This window comes from Grimontia sp. SpTr1, assembly GCF_947387585.1.
GTDB lineage: Bacteria > Pseudomonadota > Gammaproteobacteria > Enterobacterales > Vibrionaceae > Enterovibrio > Enterovibrio indicus.
On record NZ_CANDOD010000018.1, the window covers coordinates 80,417 to 94,122 of the forward strand.

Here is a 13,706-nt window from a genome sequence, read left to right on the forward strand (position 1 = left end):
AACCAGACCTTATGTTTCATATTTTTAGTTAGGTCAAAGAGTGCAGAAAAAGCAGTAAAAGCAGTAAAGTAGAAAAAAACAGAAAATTAAAGACAATCGATACGTCAATTGATATTAGTATTTTTCTACAAATACAGGAACGTAATGGTATTGTGCCTTCAAATTTCTTGGTGTTTATGTATGCGAGATAATTTCTCCAAAGATCTAAAAAAATTAATCAAGGCGATAGCTGAGTGTGACTTTGTATTAGAGATTAATTACCAATTTCAAATCAATAAGTCACAGGTAGTGCAGGAGGTTAAAGAAACTCCTGGGTTTTATGGACAAGAAAATATTAATAGAATAGATAAGTTTCTTTCTATTATATATGGAGAGGATGCTTCCATACTAAATGCAAAAGCATTGGTTAAGGAAGAACATTGCTGTGAAATACTTAAGTACATGGATGGAGAGGGATATATAACTATTCAATGTGTTATAGATTGGTCATATACCTCCGACGAGTCATATAAAGTTATGCACTCGTTCAAAAAGTTCTTTCTTTCTGAAAAAGGTGTGGAGTTACAATTAAAGATTAGGTCAGAGGACAATAGTAGAAAAAGCGTATTGCATAGCCGTATTGCTATAGGTGTATCTTTGCTAGCTTTCCTTGTTACTGGATTTAACTCGTATCTCAACAATCAAAGACTAGAGAAACAACAGGTTTCTATGTGTGCAAGTAATCCCTCACTAGAGTTTTGTCGGCAACTTCATACAGAAGAGAAAAATTGAATAGTCACCGACTTTGCAGATACTCCCAAGGTGAATTCTAAACTCAGACTATCCTAAAAGAGGCTTGGAGTTAGTGCTCTAAGCCACCTCTGTCCAAAATCGTGTCAGACAAATCTAGACTTTCTCCACCAAAACCTGTCCCCCAAAGGGCTCACATCAGTGAGCCCCTGAATCCCGCAACATCCCCAAACTCCCCGGTGCCAACCTCTCAGCCAGAACCACCAACCCCTTAGACGTCACACGCACTTGTTCAACGGTTCGCTGATTCACCGTTGTCACCTTGTGCTCCAGTAATCCCCGTTGCAGCTTGTCTTGATAGCCAATCCAGCTTTTCCCGTCAGGGCGTTTGTATATCCAGCGATTTGCAGCCAGCCAAGCGAAGAGGGCTTTGGGCTTCAGCTGTAGGTTCTTGGCGGCATCGGTGATACAAAGCGAACCCTCGCTATCCGCGATGAGGTGATAGGCCTCAACCTTGGGCCGGTCTTCTTCCACTTGGGCTTGTAGCTTCAGTTTCTCTTCCTCGGCCTGCATGGCGAGTTTGAGGATATCCATACGGGAGAGGTCAGCGGTGCTGTAGCTGCCGGTCTTTCGAATCGAGGGCAGCACATCTGACACCACCCAGTCTTCGAACTTCTCCGCCTCAGGTAGTTTGGATCGCATGATGAGGCGGTAGACGTCGCGTTCTGGGATGATCTGGACATGACGGACCTGACCTCCCATTTCGGTAGGGCAGGTATTTGTTGATTTACAATGAGTACTTACGGCTTTTGAAGTATTCGAATACCCCAGAAGTTCAGCTACATCTTTTGCGATAAACCAAGGCTCGCCATTCTGCTCAATCACCCGGATATTGGCATGCTGGAATTGAAAAGGAATGATATTCATGCGACCTCCTTGAACAGCTGTTGGCAGGCATGGTCGATGTCGGTGATGCGTTCGCCTAACAGCCAAAGGGCATTGGACAGGGTGACAGTATCAATGGCGCGGTATTGGTCTTCGACGCACAGAACGTCAATAAGGGCATTGGCTTGCGCCAACAGGCGATTGATATCGTTTTGGATTTCTAAATGGTTGTTTGCTAGAGTCGACATGTCGATTCTCCTACTATCACTAGGGTGTTGACATAGGGCCTCAAGAGTTGCACCTCTTGGGGCTCTTCCATTCTTGCTTATTTTCTTGCTTCATCCTGTTTCTTTAGGGTTTCGAACATAAACATGATCTCGCTATGTCGTGTTCTCATATTCTCTTGAGCTTTTGATTCAACCCACTGCAGAAGTTGTTCAGGCATCCTCAAGTTAATTTGTATATAAGGTTTTCTTTCCTTTTTCATCTGATTCGCCTCTCTAGTTGGCGTGATAGAAATATAAGCACGGTGCTACCATTGATAGGATGGTAGTACGGTGCTACGTTGTCAATGCTTAAAATTGAGAAGAAGACAATGGCCAGAAAAGATCCCCAGATAAACATTCGCTTACCTGAATCCTTGAAATTAGATTTGCATGGCTCCGCTACAGCATCAGGCCGTTCTGTAAATGCGGAAATTGTCCATCGCCTAGAAAAAGGCCTTATCACCACCACTCCAACCGGCGAGCTCTCTGCCGCTGATGCAAAAAAGCTGGCTGAACATGCGTTGGAGGATGGAGCTGCAGCGCTTGTTGCCAAGTGCCTGGAAGAAGTTTCGCGAATGGCCCGTCAAGGGGTGACGGAAGTGACCGTGGATACCGGCTTTGATGTCATCAGCGCAGAGATGGAAGAGAAGATCATCCAGCCTGTGAAGGCGAGGCTGGAGGGGCTGGGGTATGTGGTGAGCCTGGATGCCAAAACCCGGAGATTTATATTGAGGTATTAACTCATGAATATTTTTGCAGAAGCCATCAATGTGCAAAAAGACAACGAATTTGAATCTATATGCAAAGGAATATTTGAGGCCAACGGGTATGTTGTTGAATCAAGGAGTGATCACAGGTCGTTTTCCGACTTTGCGATTCAAAAAGCCGAACAAGCAAAGATCTCCGTAGTTACGAAATTTACCCGAAATGACACTTACCCTTTTGATGCATTAATTAAGTCAGCGGAAATCCTTGTTAATGGGTCAAGAAAACATGGGATTCAGTATGGGATGTTATTGGTATCTAGTGATGTGCCTAAAACTACGAAAAACCAGCTTAAATACCTCTATGGAGTTGAGGTTCTGGATTTAGACGCAATTTTGAATTTAACAGCCAACAAAATCCGTTGGTTATCGCAATTGGTTGCATTGACTGAGATAGATCTAAAGTCAAGAATCGTCGGAGAAGGAAGTCCTGATGATTATAAGTTCAAAACTAGTTCCTTAGGCAGCTTGAAAGGCTTTACGCTCGAAGCGCCAGATCCTTCTTTAGAGCTGTTGGGAAAGTTAAAGGCTATACAACCAGGTCGTGATGATTCCGGTACATACGAAGAAGTGATGACGGATATCCTTAAACACCTTTTCGAAAACGACCTAAAGGGATGGCAGACTCAAACTACCACCGACGACAAACTGCATCGCTACGATTTGGTTTGTCGAGTTACTGGGCATGCAAATGTTTGGAAGTTCATTTCTCAAGGTCTCGATTCTATGTACGTCCTCTTCGAGTTTAAGAACTATCAAGATGAGATTGGTCAGGGTCAAGTCTACACAACTGAGAAATACCTTTATGAGCGAGCAAAGCGTAAGGTCTGTTTTTTAGTTTCCAGAAAAGGTATCAGCCAAAATGGAAAGCTCGCCTGTGCTGGTGCGATGAGAGAGCACGGTAAACTTATCTTGCCGTTGTCAGATGAAGACATTGAAGCTTTGCTTTTAGCTAAGAGCAGAGGCGATGACATCAACGAATTCCTTTTCGAGAAAGTAGATGACTTTATGATGAAATTGCCTAGGTAGAATAATCAATACAACTCTCTTTAGATTTACGTACGCTATACCTACCCGAAATTTTATTGATACAATGAGATTAATATGAATGAAAATAAACTCAGAGACCTATTAGTTGGAAATATTGATCTATTGTGTTCTGGATTGACTGTTATTAAGAAAGAAAAATACATCCCAAACCATTTAGGAACACGTGGTTTCATTGATATCTATGCGAGAGATCATGACGGTAAACATGTACTTATCGAATTAAAGAGAACAAAGGCTGCTACACGAGAAGCTATACACGAATTAATTAAATATGTGGAAGGTGTAAAGAATTATCTTGGTGCCAATGACGATGAGATTAAAGTGATTATTGCTTCTACAGATTGGGATGAACTATTAGTACCATTCTCTAGATTTGTGAAAGATTCTAGTATTTCTGTTACAGGGCTTAAGATTGATCTTTGTGAGAGTAATGGAATCATAAATGTGTCTTTAGTGAATCCTCTCCCTGTTAATAAAGGTAGGTCTATATCTCCCTGCTTTGAGATTTTTTGGTATAGAAATAGTAAATCATTATCCAAAGGTATTAACTCAATTAAAAGAATCTGTAAGAATTCAAATATTGATGACTTTATTATTGCCACTTTCGAGTTGAAAAAACCTGAAATTCCCAAGCCACAATTAACTAGGCAATCAATGCTATCTTATACCATTGGTATTGGTGAGGGAAATATACGGCTAAGTTTGTGTAAATATGTTGTAATATTTTCCTTGCAGTCGAAAAGCGAAAGATATTGGTTAGAATTTATAAAAGAAAATCTTGAAGAAGAACAGTATCAATATGTATTGGATAGGGTGGAAGGAATAAATGATGAATCTAAGAAAACTCTTTTTCTTCAAAATCAAGCTTTAGGCAACATTAACGGCTTTTTCTTTGATGACGCAGAGCCTGGATATGGCGCAAAAGTTGATGATCTAATTGAAAAAGATTGTTCAATCACAATTGAGCGATTCGGGATGTTCTCAAGAAATGATTTACTTAGTGATGATACCATTATTTCTGAGTTAAGGTCTGAGAATGGAAGTAGTGGTCACAAGCTTTCAATGGAGATAGTAGTGGAGGATAAAAGTGAGCTTGAGTCTCTAAAAAGTAGGGTGAAATTAGCGCTTTATGACAACGAGATATGGTTAAATCACTTTAATAGAATAATTAGTGAGATTGAATCTGATTATCCTATATCTCATGTAAAGGCTAGGATTTTTAATCCCGGAAATGGCGTTTTTACTCTTTATAATTACTTGAAATATGATAATAATCTCGGTTTTGCTCCTCACTATGAATTCCAAGTTAATCAAAATGGTAACGTGGTAAGAACATATTACGGTGTCCTAAAAGGTAGTAAACCACTGATTAGTTTCTATGAGCTTCTTGTAAAATATTATGATGGTAAAGTTTCTTATTTGCTTTCTTCTGGGATGTCTGGCTCTAAGGAAAGTCGTCACATAGATATCTTAGAGGATCTTGGTTTGAGTTATAGAAACTATAGGATGGATATAGATGAAGGGATAGCTAGAAATCATATTTACGACAATGAAAGGTGGAGGGGGTGTGACAATACTCACCCTCACTCTCACTTGAATGTTTATCTAAATGAAAATGTTGATTTTTATATTAATCTCTTCAGGGTTATTCAGAGTTATGAAGGTGATAGTTTTTTTAAGATTAATATTCAAGAGCCATCAGTTGATTGCCATCTGGTCATTGAAAGGTCAGATGTCGAAAATAAATCCTTTGGAAAGATAATAGATAGGTTAAACCACTTTTCTGCTAATAAGGAATTGGCACTAAAATACTGCTCTAAATTGGAGATTACTTTTGATGGGTATGGGTATGACAATAGGGAGCTACATCAGATTGCTGAAGTTAGAGAGTACGTTGTTCAGCTCTTTCAACACATCCCATTTCTTTTCTACTTTTTGAAAAAAGACGGATTTTATCATTCTTTTAGAGTTTTCCTTTTATGCGTAGCTACCACCAGAAGTTATGAGGTGAATGGGGAACCGATGGTTGAATTTGATTTTGAAAAATTTGACATTCTCATACGTGCACAATTTATAGGCTTAAATGAACTTACGGATAGGTTTGAAATTAGTCTAGAAGAAAACAAAAGAATTTCGGAAGAAGTTATCAGTAGTATAAAAGAAGTGTTTTCTGAATTATCAGAGTAAAGCTCTACCATGTTTTGTATAAATTTGTCATGAACCTTTTCACCTAATCCCCTCCAATCTGCCCGCGCTACCGTGCGGGCATGAACACTGAAACCTTAATCCTCACCACTGATATCTTAGCTCTCGCGACCAATAGCGCCGAGGGTGGGGCGTCTGTGTGGGCCGAGTTTATCCCAGCGGGGACCGCCATTACCGGCCGTGATGGGCGCAGCTGGGTCAATGATGACCCCGATGCGATTGTCGCAGCCTTTGCTTCCAATGGCGCAGACCTGCCCATCGACATCGAACACGCCACCGAAATCAAAGGCAAAGCCGGTGAACCGGCGCCTGCGGTGGGGTGGATAAAGGCGCTTCAGGCGCGTGAAGGTGGAGCGATTTGGGGGCAGGTCGAATGGAACGACACGGGGCGTGACCTCGTGGACCAGAAGGCCTACCGCTACCTGTCTCCGGTCTTCACGTTCGACATCAATTCCAAACGCATTCTCCAGCTTTACTCGGCAGGGCTGACCAACCAGCCGAACCTACACCTGACCGCGCTCAACCGGCGCACGACCACCGACAGAGAGGACACCATGCCATTACCCCTGGCGATTTGTACCGCGTTGGCGTTGCCGCCTGAGGCGACCGATGCGCAGGCCGTGTCGGCCATCAACCAGCTCAAAGATGACAAAGCCACGGCGCTCAATCAGGCGCAGAACCCATCGATAGACAAGTTCGTGCCACGTGCTGACCACGATGCTGCCTTAAACCGCGCGCAGGATGCTGAATCGGCATTGAAGGAGGTGCGTGAAAAAGCGCTCAACCAACAGATTGAAGAGACGCTGGACAAGGCGCTCAAGGCCGGGGTCATTACGCCGGCGACCGTCGACTATCACCGCGCCTGCTGCAAGGAAGAGGGCGGGCTTGCGCGTTTTGAAAAGTACGCCGAAACCGCGCCCACCATTGGCGATGACAGCGGCCTTGATGACAGGGCCCGCAACCAGACATCGCTGACCGAAGAAGACCGCGTGGCGTGTCGCCTGCTCGGCATTGAAGAAGACGCCTACACCGCCGCGAAGGAGACTGATTAATGGCCATCATTACCCCGCAACTCATCAAAAGCCTGTTCACCGGCTTCAAGTCGTCCTATCAGGGCGGTTTGGGGATGGCGACCCCGCAATACAAGGAAGTCGCCACCATCATCAAGTCGACCACCGCCTCGAACACCTATGGCTGGCTCGGGCAATGGCCGGGGTTCCGCGAGTGGGTGGGTGACAGGGTCATCAAGGACATGGAAGCGCACGGCTACCAGATTTTTAACAAGGACTTTGAATCGACTGTCGGCGTCAAACGCACCGACATCGAAGATGACAACCTCGGTATCTACAGCCCCATGATGCAGGAGATGGGACGGGCGACATCTGCCTTCCCTGATGAGCTGGTCTTCCCGATGCTCAAGGACGGCTTTACCACCGCCTGCTATGACGGCCAGAACTTCTTTGATGCCGACCACCCGGTCAACGACCAACATGACGGGCAGGGGACCGACATCAGTGTGTCGAACGTGCTGGTTGATGAAAACTATGCCGGCGATGCCTGGTACCTACTCGACACCACCCGTGCCATCAAGCCCATCATCTTTCAGGAACGCAAGAAACCCAAGTTCGTGGCCATGACCAAAGAAGACGATGAAGACGTCTTCATGCGCAAACTCTACCGCTACGGTGTCGACCTTCGCTGTAACGTGGGCTTTGGGTTCTGGCAGATGGCCTATGGCGTGAAAGCGGAGCTCAACGTCGACACGCTCTGGCAGGCCTACAGCACCATGCGCGCCTTCAAAGCCGACGGTGGAAGGCCGCTCGGCATCAAACCGAACATGCTGGTTATCCCTGTTTCGATGGAGAAGCAGGCCACGCAGCTGCTGACCCGTGAACTCTTTGCCGATGACGGCAACACCGTCTCGAATGAACTCAGGGGCAAGTTCAAGGTGGTCATTCCCGATTTCCTCTAACCGCTAGCCGCACCCTTGCCCCCGAAAGGGGGCTTTTTTCTAAGGAGGCCCGTCATGCCCATCACGTGGTTTGTCCGTGCCAAACAGCCGCCGGGGTTTCGCCGTGCCGGCCATTACTTTCCCTACGAGGGCAAAACCCTCACGCTCTCTGAGCTCACAGACGCGGAGCGCGAGGCTATTGCCCATGAACCGCGTCTGGTGGTGGGTGAACCGCTCCCCGAGACGCCAACGACACCGGACCCGCTCATCGATGACATCGTTGAAGTCATCGGCATGCTGGACGACAGCAAAAAGCCTTCGGTGAAGGCCATTGAAGCCGTGTTGGAAAAAGACATCAGTGCGGCGCAGCGCGACACCGCATGGCGCCGATACCAAGACCGGCTCAAGGAGGCGTGATGTACGCAACCGTAGATGACATGCTGGCGCGGTACGGCGAAGACGTCGTGTACCCGCTGGCCGATAAAGATCAAGACGACGCCCTCGATGAGGAAGCAGCCGAGCGCAGCCTGAATGATGCGACGGGCCTGATGAATTCTTACCTCGGGACGCGCTATCCCTTGCCGCTGCTGGAGGTGCCGGACCTGTTGACCCGCTTGTGTGTCGACATTGCCCTGTACTGGCTCGCCGACGATGCAGGCGGCGCCACTGAAGAGAAACGCCAGCGCTTCGAGGATGCTATCCAGTGGCTCGAGAACATTGCCAAAGGCCGGGTGGAGCTCGGTCTGGATGCGCCCACGGACGACGAACCCGGCAGCCTCAATGATGACGGCATGGTGTTCACGTCTGCCGAGCGTCTTTTTTCCCGCGCCGGCTTGGAGCGTTACTGATGGCCGTGGGCGCAGCGTTGGATCTGCGCGGCATTGACCGCTTAAACCGGGTGTTATTGCGCCTGACCAAGGTGGACACCCAAGAAGCCATGGGCGCCCTGGCGAATCTGGTGGAAAGCCAGACGCGGGCGCGCCTGGAAGACGACAAACGCAGCCCTGACGGGAACCTCTGGCCGGCTTGGTCAGACAGCTACGCCGCCACCCGTCACGGCAATCACCGCTTGCTCGAGAACGAAGGCCACCTGATTGATTCCTTGGTGTCTGTGGTGAGGGAAGACGGGGCAGAAGTGGGGAGTAATCTCGTGTACGCCTCGACCCACCAATACGGGGACAGCCGTCGCGGTATTCCCCAACGGGCCTTTCTCGGGGTCAATGACGATGACCTCTTCGCCCTCGAAGCGGCGCTCAATGCCTGGGCGGATACCATCTTGGAGGACGCCGCATGAGGCTGACTGCGTTGCGTCAGGCCATCATCACGACCATCAGGGCAAAGCTGCCGGCACTTGCCGCGGTCGATAGCCACCCCGGACGCTTCAATCTCGACGAGTTGCGACGCATCGTGACGCGTCTGCCTGCGGTGCGCGTCGCCCTGATGGCGGTACCGGATACCGGTGAGGTCCAGACCGGGGAGCGGGACATCACCGTCCGGCTGGCCGCGTTCGTGATGACCGGCGACAAACGGCGACTTCCCAAAGACGAAGCGGCACTCGCGATTGTGGAAGCCTTACTGGACATGGTTCCGACCCAGCGCTGGGGCATGACCGCCTTAACCGGTGCAGAGAAAGTGAGCGCCGAGAACCTCTTTTCCGGCTCGGTAGACAAACAGGGTGTCGCCTTATGGGCGGTGACCTGGTCCCAGACCCTGCGCATCGGAGAGGACATCTGGCAAGGGGGCGTGCTCCCCTCAGAGGTCTACCTCAATGATGATCGGGAACAGGATGGCAAGGCCGGGGCCTATGACAAGGTGACGCCATGATGGAATTGATACTCCAACGGCTGGCCGAGCTTGAGCGCCGGCTATCAAACCTCCTGATGACCGGGCAGGTGGTCGACGCGGATTACAATACCGGACACGTCAAAGTCAGCACCGGTTTTCTCACCACGACCTGGTTACCGTGGGTCACCCAGCGGGCAGGGCCGGACGTCAGTTTCTGGGCGCCCGAAGTGGGTGAGCAGGTGGTGGTACTCAGTCCCTGTGGCGAGCCTGAACTTGGCGTGGTGCTGCCGGCTATCTACCAAAATCTCTATCCCCACACTGACCAGCGCGAAACCGTCAGACGTGTGCAGTTTGCTGACGGGGCAGACATGAGTTATGACCGCGCCAGACATGCACTGTCTATCCTGCTGCCACCGGGGGCCACCACCACCTTGATTGCCAAAGGGGGCATCACCGTGGAAGGGAACGTGACCGTCAAAGGGAACATCACCGCCACCGGCGATATCTCGGACAAGATCCGCTCGATGCAGGCAGACCGGGTGATATACAACGGCCACCGACACCGGTCACCAGAAACCCAAGCCAACACGTCTGAGCCGGGTGCCCAGCAATGAAGGGGATGAGCCGCCAAGATGGTAAAGCGCTGACCGGCATCGCGCACCTCAGGCAAAGTCTGACAGACATTCTCACCACGCCAATAGGCACCCGGGTGATGCGGCGCGACTATGGGTCACGCCTGTTTGAGCTCATCGATGCGCCACTCAATGACGCCACGATCGCTGAAATCTATGTCGCGACCGCCGAAGCGATAGAGCGCTGGGAGCCCCGTTTTAAGTTGTTGCAGGTCGCCGTGACGGATATCCGCGCCGGTCACGTCACACTGGATCTGGCGGGGGAATACCTGCCCCAAGGGCGGCCGGTCACGTTAAGAGGATTGGTATTGTGAGCAGTGTGATCAACCTGGCCGAACTGCCTTCCCCCAATGTGGTGGAGGCGCTCGATTATGAGGCCATCCTGACGGAAATGCTGGCCGACTTGAAACGCCGCGCCCCGGCATTTTCCGCCACGGTCGAATCCGATCCGGCCTATAAAATTCTTGAAGTTGCTGCCTATCGGGAAATGCTGCTTCGCCAGCGGGTGAACGATGCCGCGCGCGCCGTGATGGTGGCGTATGCGAAAGATAACGACCTCGAACACCTTGGCGCCTTGTTCAATGTGCCCCGACGGGTGATACAGCAAGGCGACGCAGAGGCGTCCCCACCGGTCCCTGACATCAACGAAGATGACGAGATCTACCGGGTGCGCATTCCGCTCTCACTGGAAGGACTGAGTACCGCCGGTCCTGTCGGCGCCTACCAATACCATTCGCTGTCTGCCTCGGGACAGGTGAAAGATGTCGATGTGCAAAGCCCGTCACCGGGGGAAGTGTTGGTGACTGTGCTGTCTCAAGACGGACAGGGCGAGGCCTCGTTGGCGCTTTTGGGTACCGTCTCTGACGCACTCAATGACGAAGACGTGAGGCCGCTGACTGACAAGGTCACGGTGCAGGGGGCAGAGGTGGTGACTTATACCGTCCATGCCCGCCTGACGTTTTTTGAGGGGCCTGACCTGCAGGTTGCCATGGCCGCGGCTGAGCAGGCCGTGAGGGAATACATAACCCGCGAACACCGTCTTGGGCGCCATATCAATCGCTCGGGCTTGTTTGCCGCATTGCATCAGCCCGGGGTTAAAAATGTGCAGTTACTGTCACCGGCCGACGATCTGGTCGTGGCCCGTCATCAGGCGGCCTGGTGCGAGACGCTGAGTCTGGAGGTCAAGGATGAGTAAATCGCTGCTACCGCCCAATGCCTCAGGGGAAGAGCGCGCTCTGGAGCAAAGTCTATGCAGAGATATTCCGGTGCCAAATGGACAGCTTTGGAGCCCTGATACCTGCCCGAAAGATCTATTGCCCTGGCTTGCCTGGTCCTTGTCGGTGGAAGACTGGGATGCACAGTGGCCGGAAGCCCTTCAACGCGAGACCATCAAGCAGGCCGCCACCATCCACCGTCACAAAGGTACCGTGGGCGCGGTGAGGCGGGCACTTGCAGCACTGGGTGTCTCGGTTGATTTCCTAGAGTGGTTTCAGGATACCGATGACATGGCGCTTGCCAGAGTCCAATCATCAACCCCGCATACCTTTGTCTTCATTGCCTGGGCAAATGCAAACCCTTACACCAGTGATGCCGTGTTTCTGAACCCGTCGCTGTATGCATCGGTCAGGCGCGCCGTAGAGAGCGTGAAACCAGTCCGTGCCCATTTTGACTTTCTGGTGGGTGCCAGATTGGATGCGGCGCTGGGGATAGGCTTGGTAATACCGTCTCAACGGATGGTCACGAAACAACGGGGCGATTGCCAGCCGGTGGGATGGCGCCCGGTGTCATTGCGGGTAAGTGCAGCAATGCACCTGAACCGCCGCCGCTTCGCCGTCGCACGATACCGTCTACTTTCCCGGTAGAGAGAATGCCATGAGTACCGTATTGGTGCCGACACTGACGGAAGCAGGCTTGCAGGCTCTGTTTAATGCCACGCAAGATGGGCTTGATGCCAAAATCACCCAGGTAGGCTTGGGAGAAGGGGCTTACGCGCCTGACCAAACCCGCACGGTCCTTGAAAGTGAAGTCCACCGGTTGTCCATCGCCAGTGGCAAACGGGTAGGTGCGCATCAGGTGCACCTCAATGTGATTGATGACACGGACCACGCCTTTTGGGTGCGCGAAGTGGGGTTCTATCTCGATGACGGCACCTTGCTCGCGGTGTATTCCGCCTCTGAAGGCGCTTTGGCGTATAAATCGCCCACGATTGATTTGGTATTGGCTTTTGACCTGTCTCTCAATGGTATCCCTGCTGACTCCATCAACGTAGTAGATACAGGCGCAGACCTGAACATCCTTTTTGCCCCTGAGCTCGCTCGCCTAGCCACTGCATCCATCAATACCATGCGCCGCTACCTTGTTCACCGTTTAGCTTGAGGAGTAACTATGGCCCTTGAAGAAGATATTGCACGACTTGTGACTGCAGCCGACCAATTGACGGAGGTAGTCGACAACAAAGTTGACGACATTGATGCAGCAGTCGCTGCTTTCACAAACGGAACCATCATTCAGGAAGGCGGTGGGCTCTATTTTGAACAGTACGACACTGGTTCAAAAAACATTAATCTCGGAACTAAACCCGCCAATTTATGGATCCCTATTCCGATCAAAGTGACCGTGAACCAGGATGGCCTCTATGCCATCTTTACATCAATACGCCAGTGGTCATCCGTCAATTCCAGTTACCAATGGAACAAGTACCGCGTCAAAGTGGCTGATGAGCAGCGCCGAGTCGTGTTTGGTTTTAACAAAAATAGCCTGAATGCCAACATAGATCTTACTGTTGGTGCCACTTTTGTCACACCAGCTAAGGCTGGAGATGATATTGATGTTGAAGTGTATTGGCATAATCTGGGACCTAGTCCTCTAATCATATCGGATGTCAATGGTTCTTCGTCCTTGTTGGCGATAAAAGTGGGTAACCTACCAGAAGAGCAAGGAGCAGAGTCATGAGTCAATTATCACTGGCAGTTTCAAACCTGGCTGAAGGACGTCCATTCATCCTTACTGATGACAACATTGAGCACTATCCGGGAAACCTTTCTATTGACGGTTCTGTTCCGGGCATAGGCGAGGTTGAAGCAGAACTTAAACGACTCACGGCAGAGGAGGTGGCGCGTGGCCAGGTACATCGGTTAAGGGCGGCGATTGCCTCGCGTGCTGGCGATGCGGAATCACTGCTCGGTACCACCGCGGATGGAGTTCAACTTCTGCTGTATGGCTTCTCTCAACTGGTTATCAATCTGCACACGGCCAAAGACCTTCAAGAGGTCAACAACGCCGCTGCGCCTTTCGTCGCAATGGCCGAGCGCTTTCTGGGCAAAGTAGAGCAGGGCGACGTTTTGTTGCCGTTTCTCACAAAGGGTATCGATAACGTCGTCGCAGACATCGAATCACGTGCTACGGTAGTGGCTCAAGAGCTTGAAAAGGAACGTTGACC

At 50.1% G+C, this 13,706-nt stretch carries 19 protein-coding genes; 17 read left to right on the forward strand and 2 right to left on the reverse strand.

All coding sequences use genetic code 11. The features are described from left to right. Nucleotides 1–180 precede the first annotated feature (180 nt). Nucleotides 181–771: a hypothetical protein gene (locus QL223_RS21110; RefSeq protein WP_281545890.1), complete on the forward strand. Its 591-nt coding sequence runs from the start codon at nt 181–183 to the stop codon at nt 769–771. Nucleotides 772–927: 156 nt separating this feature from the next. Here the strand turns inward: QL223_RS21110 and QL223_RS21115 are convergent, their stop codons facing one another. Together QL223_RS21115 and QL223_RS21120 are read right to left on the reverse strand one after the other, a co-directional pair. Further along, a complete protein-coding gene (locus QL223_RS21115) occupies nt 928–1,656 on the reverse strand; it encodes a phage antirepressor KilAC domain-containing protein (RefSeq protein ID WP_281545891.1) in 729 nt (242 codons plus the stop codon). Then, the gene (locus tag QL223_RS21120; protein ID WP_281545892.1) at nt 1,653–1,862 is read right to left on the reverse strand and encodes a hypothetical protein; all 210 of its coding nucleotides are present in this window, start codon (nt 1,860–1,862) and stop codon (nt 1,653–1,655) included. The genes QL223_RS21115 and QL223_RS21120 overlap by 4 nt, the downstream gene beginning before the upstream one ends. 347 nt (nt 1,863–2,209) lie before the next feature. On the opposite strand from QL223_RS21120, the gene QL223_RS21125 reads away from it, so the two are divergent. From QL223_RS21125 to QL223_RS21200, 16 genes are all read left to right on the forward strand, one after another. Beyond that, nucleotides 2,210–2,620 (forward strand): Arc family DNA-binding protein, encoded by a 411-nt coding sequence (locus tag QL223_RS21125; protein ID WP_281545893.1) that lies wholly within the window; start codon nt 2,210–2,212, stop codon nt 2,618–2,620. A gap of 3 nt (nt 2,621–2,623) precedes the next feature. Then, on the forward strand, nt 2,624–3,673 hold the full coding sequence (locus QL223_RS21130) for a hypothetical protein (protein WP_281545894.1): 1,050 nt from the start codon (nt 2,624–2,626) through the stop codon (nt 3,671–3,673). A 75-nt stretch (nt 3,674–3,748) separates the two neighbouring features. Next, the gene (locus QL223_RS21135; protein WP_281545895.1) at nt 3,749–5,881 is read left to right on the forward strand and encodes an endonuclease NucS domain-containing protein; all 2,133 of its coding nucleotides are present in this window, start codon (nt 3,749–3,751) and stop codon (nt 5,879–5,881) included. Between the two features lie 80 nt (nt 5,882–5,961). After that, nucleotides 5,962–6,951 carry a phage protease gene (locus QL223_RS21140; protein ID WP_281545896.1) on the forward strand — a complete coding sequence of 330 codons (990 nt, stop codon included), beginning with the start codon at nt 5,962–5,964 and terminating at the stop codon, nt 6,949–6,951. Then, a complete protein-coding gene (locus QL223_RS21145; RefSeq protein WP_251875122.1) occupies nt 6,951–7,871 on the forward strand; it encodes a Mu-like prophage major head subunit gpT family protein in 921 nt (306 codons plus the stop codon). Before QL223_RS21140 ends, QL223_RS21145 begins: the two co-directional genes overlap by 1 nt. Before the next feature lie 54 nt (nt 7,872–7,925). Further along, a complete protein-coding gene (locus QL223_RS21150) occupies nt 7,926–8,267 on the forward strand; it encodes a hypothetical protein (protein ID WP_281545897.1) in 342 nt (113 codons plus the stop codon). Next, nucleotides 8,267–8,698 (forward strand): phage protein Gp36 family protein, encoded by a 432-nt coding sequence (locus QL223_RS21155; RefSeq protein ID WP_281545898.1) that lies wholly within the window; start codon nt 8,267–8,269, stop codon nt 8,696–8,698. The genes QL223_RS21150 and QL223_RS21155 overlap by 1 nt, the downstream gene beginning before the upstream one ends. Continuing rightward, nucleotides 8,698–9,144 (forward strand): phage virion morphogenesis protein, encoded by a 447-nt coding sequence (locus QL223_RS21160; RefSeq protein WP_281545899.1) that lies wholly within the window; start codon nt 8,698–8,700, stop codon nt 9,142–9,144. Before QL223_RS21155 ends, QL223_RS21160 begins: the two co-directional genes overlap by 1 nt. Then, on the forward strand, nt 9,141–9,674 hold the full coding sequence (locus QL223_RS21165; RefSeq protein ID WP_251875118.1) for a phage protein Gp37: 534 nt from the start codon (nt 9,141–9,143) through the stop codon (nt 9,672–9,674). Before QL223_RS21160 ends, QL223_RS21165 begins: the two co-directional genes overlap by 4 nt. After that, complete coding sequence (locus QL223_RS21170) at nt 9,674–10,249, forward strand: phage baseplate assembly protein V (protein WP_281545917.1); 576 nt, start codon at nt 9,674–9,676, stop codon at nt 10,247–10,249. The genes QL223_RS21165 and QL223_RS21170 overlap by 1 nt, the downstream gene beginning before the upstream one ends. Next, nucleotides 10,246–10,581 (forward strand): GPW/gp25 family protein, encoded by a 336-nt coding sequence (locus QL223_RS21175; RefSeq protein ID WP_281545900.1) that lies wholly within the window; start codon nt 10,246–10,248, stop codon nt 10,579–10,581. The genes QL223_RS21170 and QL223_RS21175 overlap by 4 nt, the downstream gene beginning before the upstream one ends. Beyond that, nucleotides 10,578–11,462, forward strand: coding sequence for a baseplate J/gp47 family protein (locus QL223_RS21180; RefSeq protein ID WP_281545901.1), 885 nt, complete (start codon nt 10,578–10,580; stop codon nt 11,460–11,462). The genes QL223_RS21175 and QL223_RS21180 overlap by 4 nt, the downstream gene beginning before the upstream one ends. Next, the gene (locus tag QL223_RS21185) at nt 11,455–12,129 is read left to right on the forward strand and encodes a phage tail protein I (RefSeq protein ID WP_281545902.1); all 675 of its coding nucleotides are present in this window, start codon (nt 11,455–11,457) and stop codon (nt 12,127–12,129) included. Before QL223_RS21180 ends, QL223_RS21185 begins: the two co-directional genes overlap by 8 nt. A 10-nt stretch (nt 12,130–12,139) precedes the next feature. Further along, nucleotides 12,140–12,643, forward strand: a complete 504-nt coding sequence (locus QL223_RS21190) for a phage tail protein (protein ID WP_281545903.1) — start codon at nt 12,140–12,142, stop codon at nt 12,641–12,643. A 9-nt stretch (nt 12,644–12,652) separates the two neighbouring features. Next, on the forward strand, nt 12,653–13,219 hold the full coding sequence (locus tag QL223_RS21195) for a hypothetical protein (protein WP_281545904.1): 567 nt from the start codon (nt 12,653–12,655) through the stop codon (nt 13,217–13,219). Then, entirely contained in the window at nt 13,216–13,704 is a 489-nt protein-coding gene (locus QL223_RS21200) for a hypothetical protein (RefSeq protein WP_281545905.1), read from the forward strand. Before QL223_RS21195 ends, QL223_RS21200 begins: the two co-directional genes overlap by 4 nt. Nucleotides 13,705–13,706 lie beyond the last annotated feature (2 nt).

Bases quoted from the DNA above. Each gene is read 5' to 3' on its own strand.
- QL223_RS21110 (WP_281545890.1), top strand. From the start codon at position 181: ATGCGAGATAATTTCTCCAAAGATCTAAAAAAATTAATCAAGGCGATA.
- QL223_RS21115 (WP_281545891.1), bottom strand. From the start codon at position 1,656: ATGAATATCATTCCTTTTCAATTCCAGCATGCCAATATCCGGGTGATT.
- QL223_RS21120 (WP_281545892.1), bottom strand. From the start codon at position 1,862: ATGTCGACTCTAGCAAACAACCATTTAGAAATCCAAAACGATATCAAT.
- QL223_RS21125 (WP_281545893.1), top strand. From the start codon at position 2,210: ATGGCCAGAAAAGATCCCCAGATAAACATTCGCTTACCTGAATCCTTG.
- QL223_RS21130 (WP_281545894.1), top strand. From the start codon at position 2,624: ATGAATATTTTTGCAGAAGCCATCAATGTGCAAAAAGACAACGAATTT.
- QL223_RS21135 (WP_281545895.1), top strand. From the start codon at position 3,749: ATGAATGAAAATAAACTCAGAGACCTATTAGTTGGAAATATTGATCTA.
- QL223_RS21140 (WP_281545896.1), top strand. From the start codon at position 5,962: ATGAACACTGAAACCTTAATCCTCACCACTGATATCTTAGCTCTCGCG.
- QL223_RS21145 (WP_251875122.1), top strand. From the start codon at position 6,951: ATGGCCATCATTACCCCGCAACTCATCAAAAGCCTGTTCACCGGCTTC.
- QL223_RS21150 (WP_281545897.1), top strand. From the start codon at position 7,926: ATGCCCATCACGTGGTTTGTCCGTGCCAAACAGCCGCCGGGGTTTCGC.
- QL223_RS21155 (WP_281545898.1), top strand. From the start codon at position 8,267: ATGTACGCAACCGTAGATGACATGCTGGCGCGGTACGGCGAAGACGTC.
- QL223_RS21160 (WP_281545899.1), top strand. From the start codon at position 8,698: ATGGCCGTGGGCGCAGCGTTGGATCTGCGCGGCATTGACCGCTTAAAC.
- QL223_RS21165 (WP_251875118.1), top strand. From the start codon at position 9,141: ATGAGGCTGACTGCGTTGCGTCAGGCCATCATCACGACCATCAGGGCA.
- QL223_RS21170 (WP_281545917.1), top strand. From the start codon at position 9,674: ATGGAATTGATACTCCAACGGCTGGCCGAGCTTGAGCGCCGGCTATCA.
- QL223_RS21175 (WP_281545900.1), top strand. From the start codon at position 10,246: ATGAAGGGGATGAGCCGCCAAGATGGTAAAGCGCTGACCGGCATCGCG.
- QL223_RS21185 (WP_281545902.1), top strand. From the start codon at position 11,455: ATGAGTAAATCGCTGCTACCGCCCAATGCCTCAGGGGAAGAGCGCGCT.
- QL223_RS21190 (WP_281545903.1), top strand. From the start codon at position 12,140: ATGAGTACCGTATTGGTGCCGACACTGACGGAAGCAGGCTTGCAGGCT.
- QL223_RS21195 (WP_281545904.1), top strand. From the start codon at position 12,653: ATGGCCCTTGAAGAAGATATTGCACGACTTGTGACTGCAGCCGACCAA.
- QL223_RS21200 (WP_281545905.1), top strand. From the start codon at position 13,216: ATGAGTCAATTATCACTGGCAGTTTCAAACCTGGCTGAAGGACGTCCA.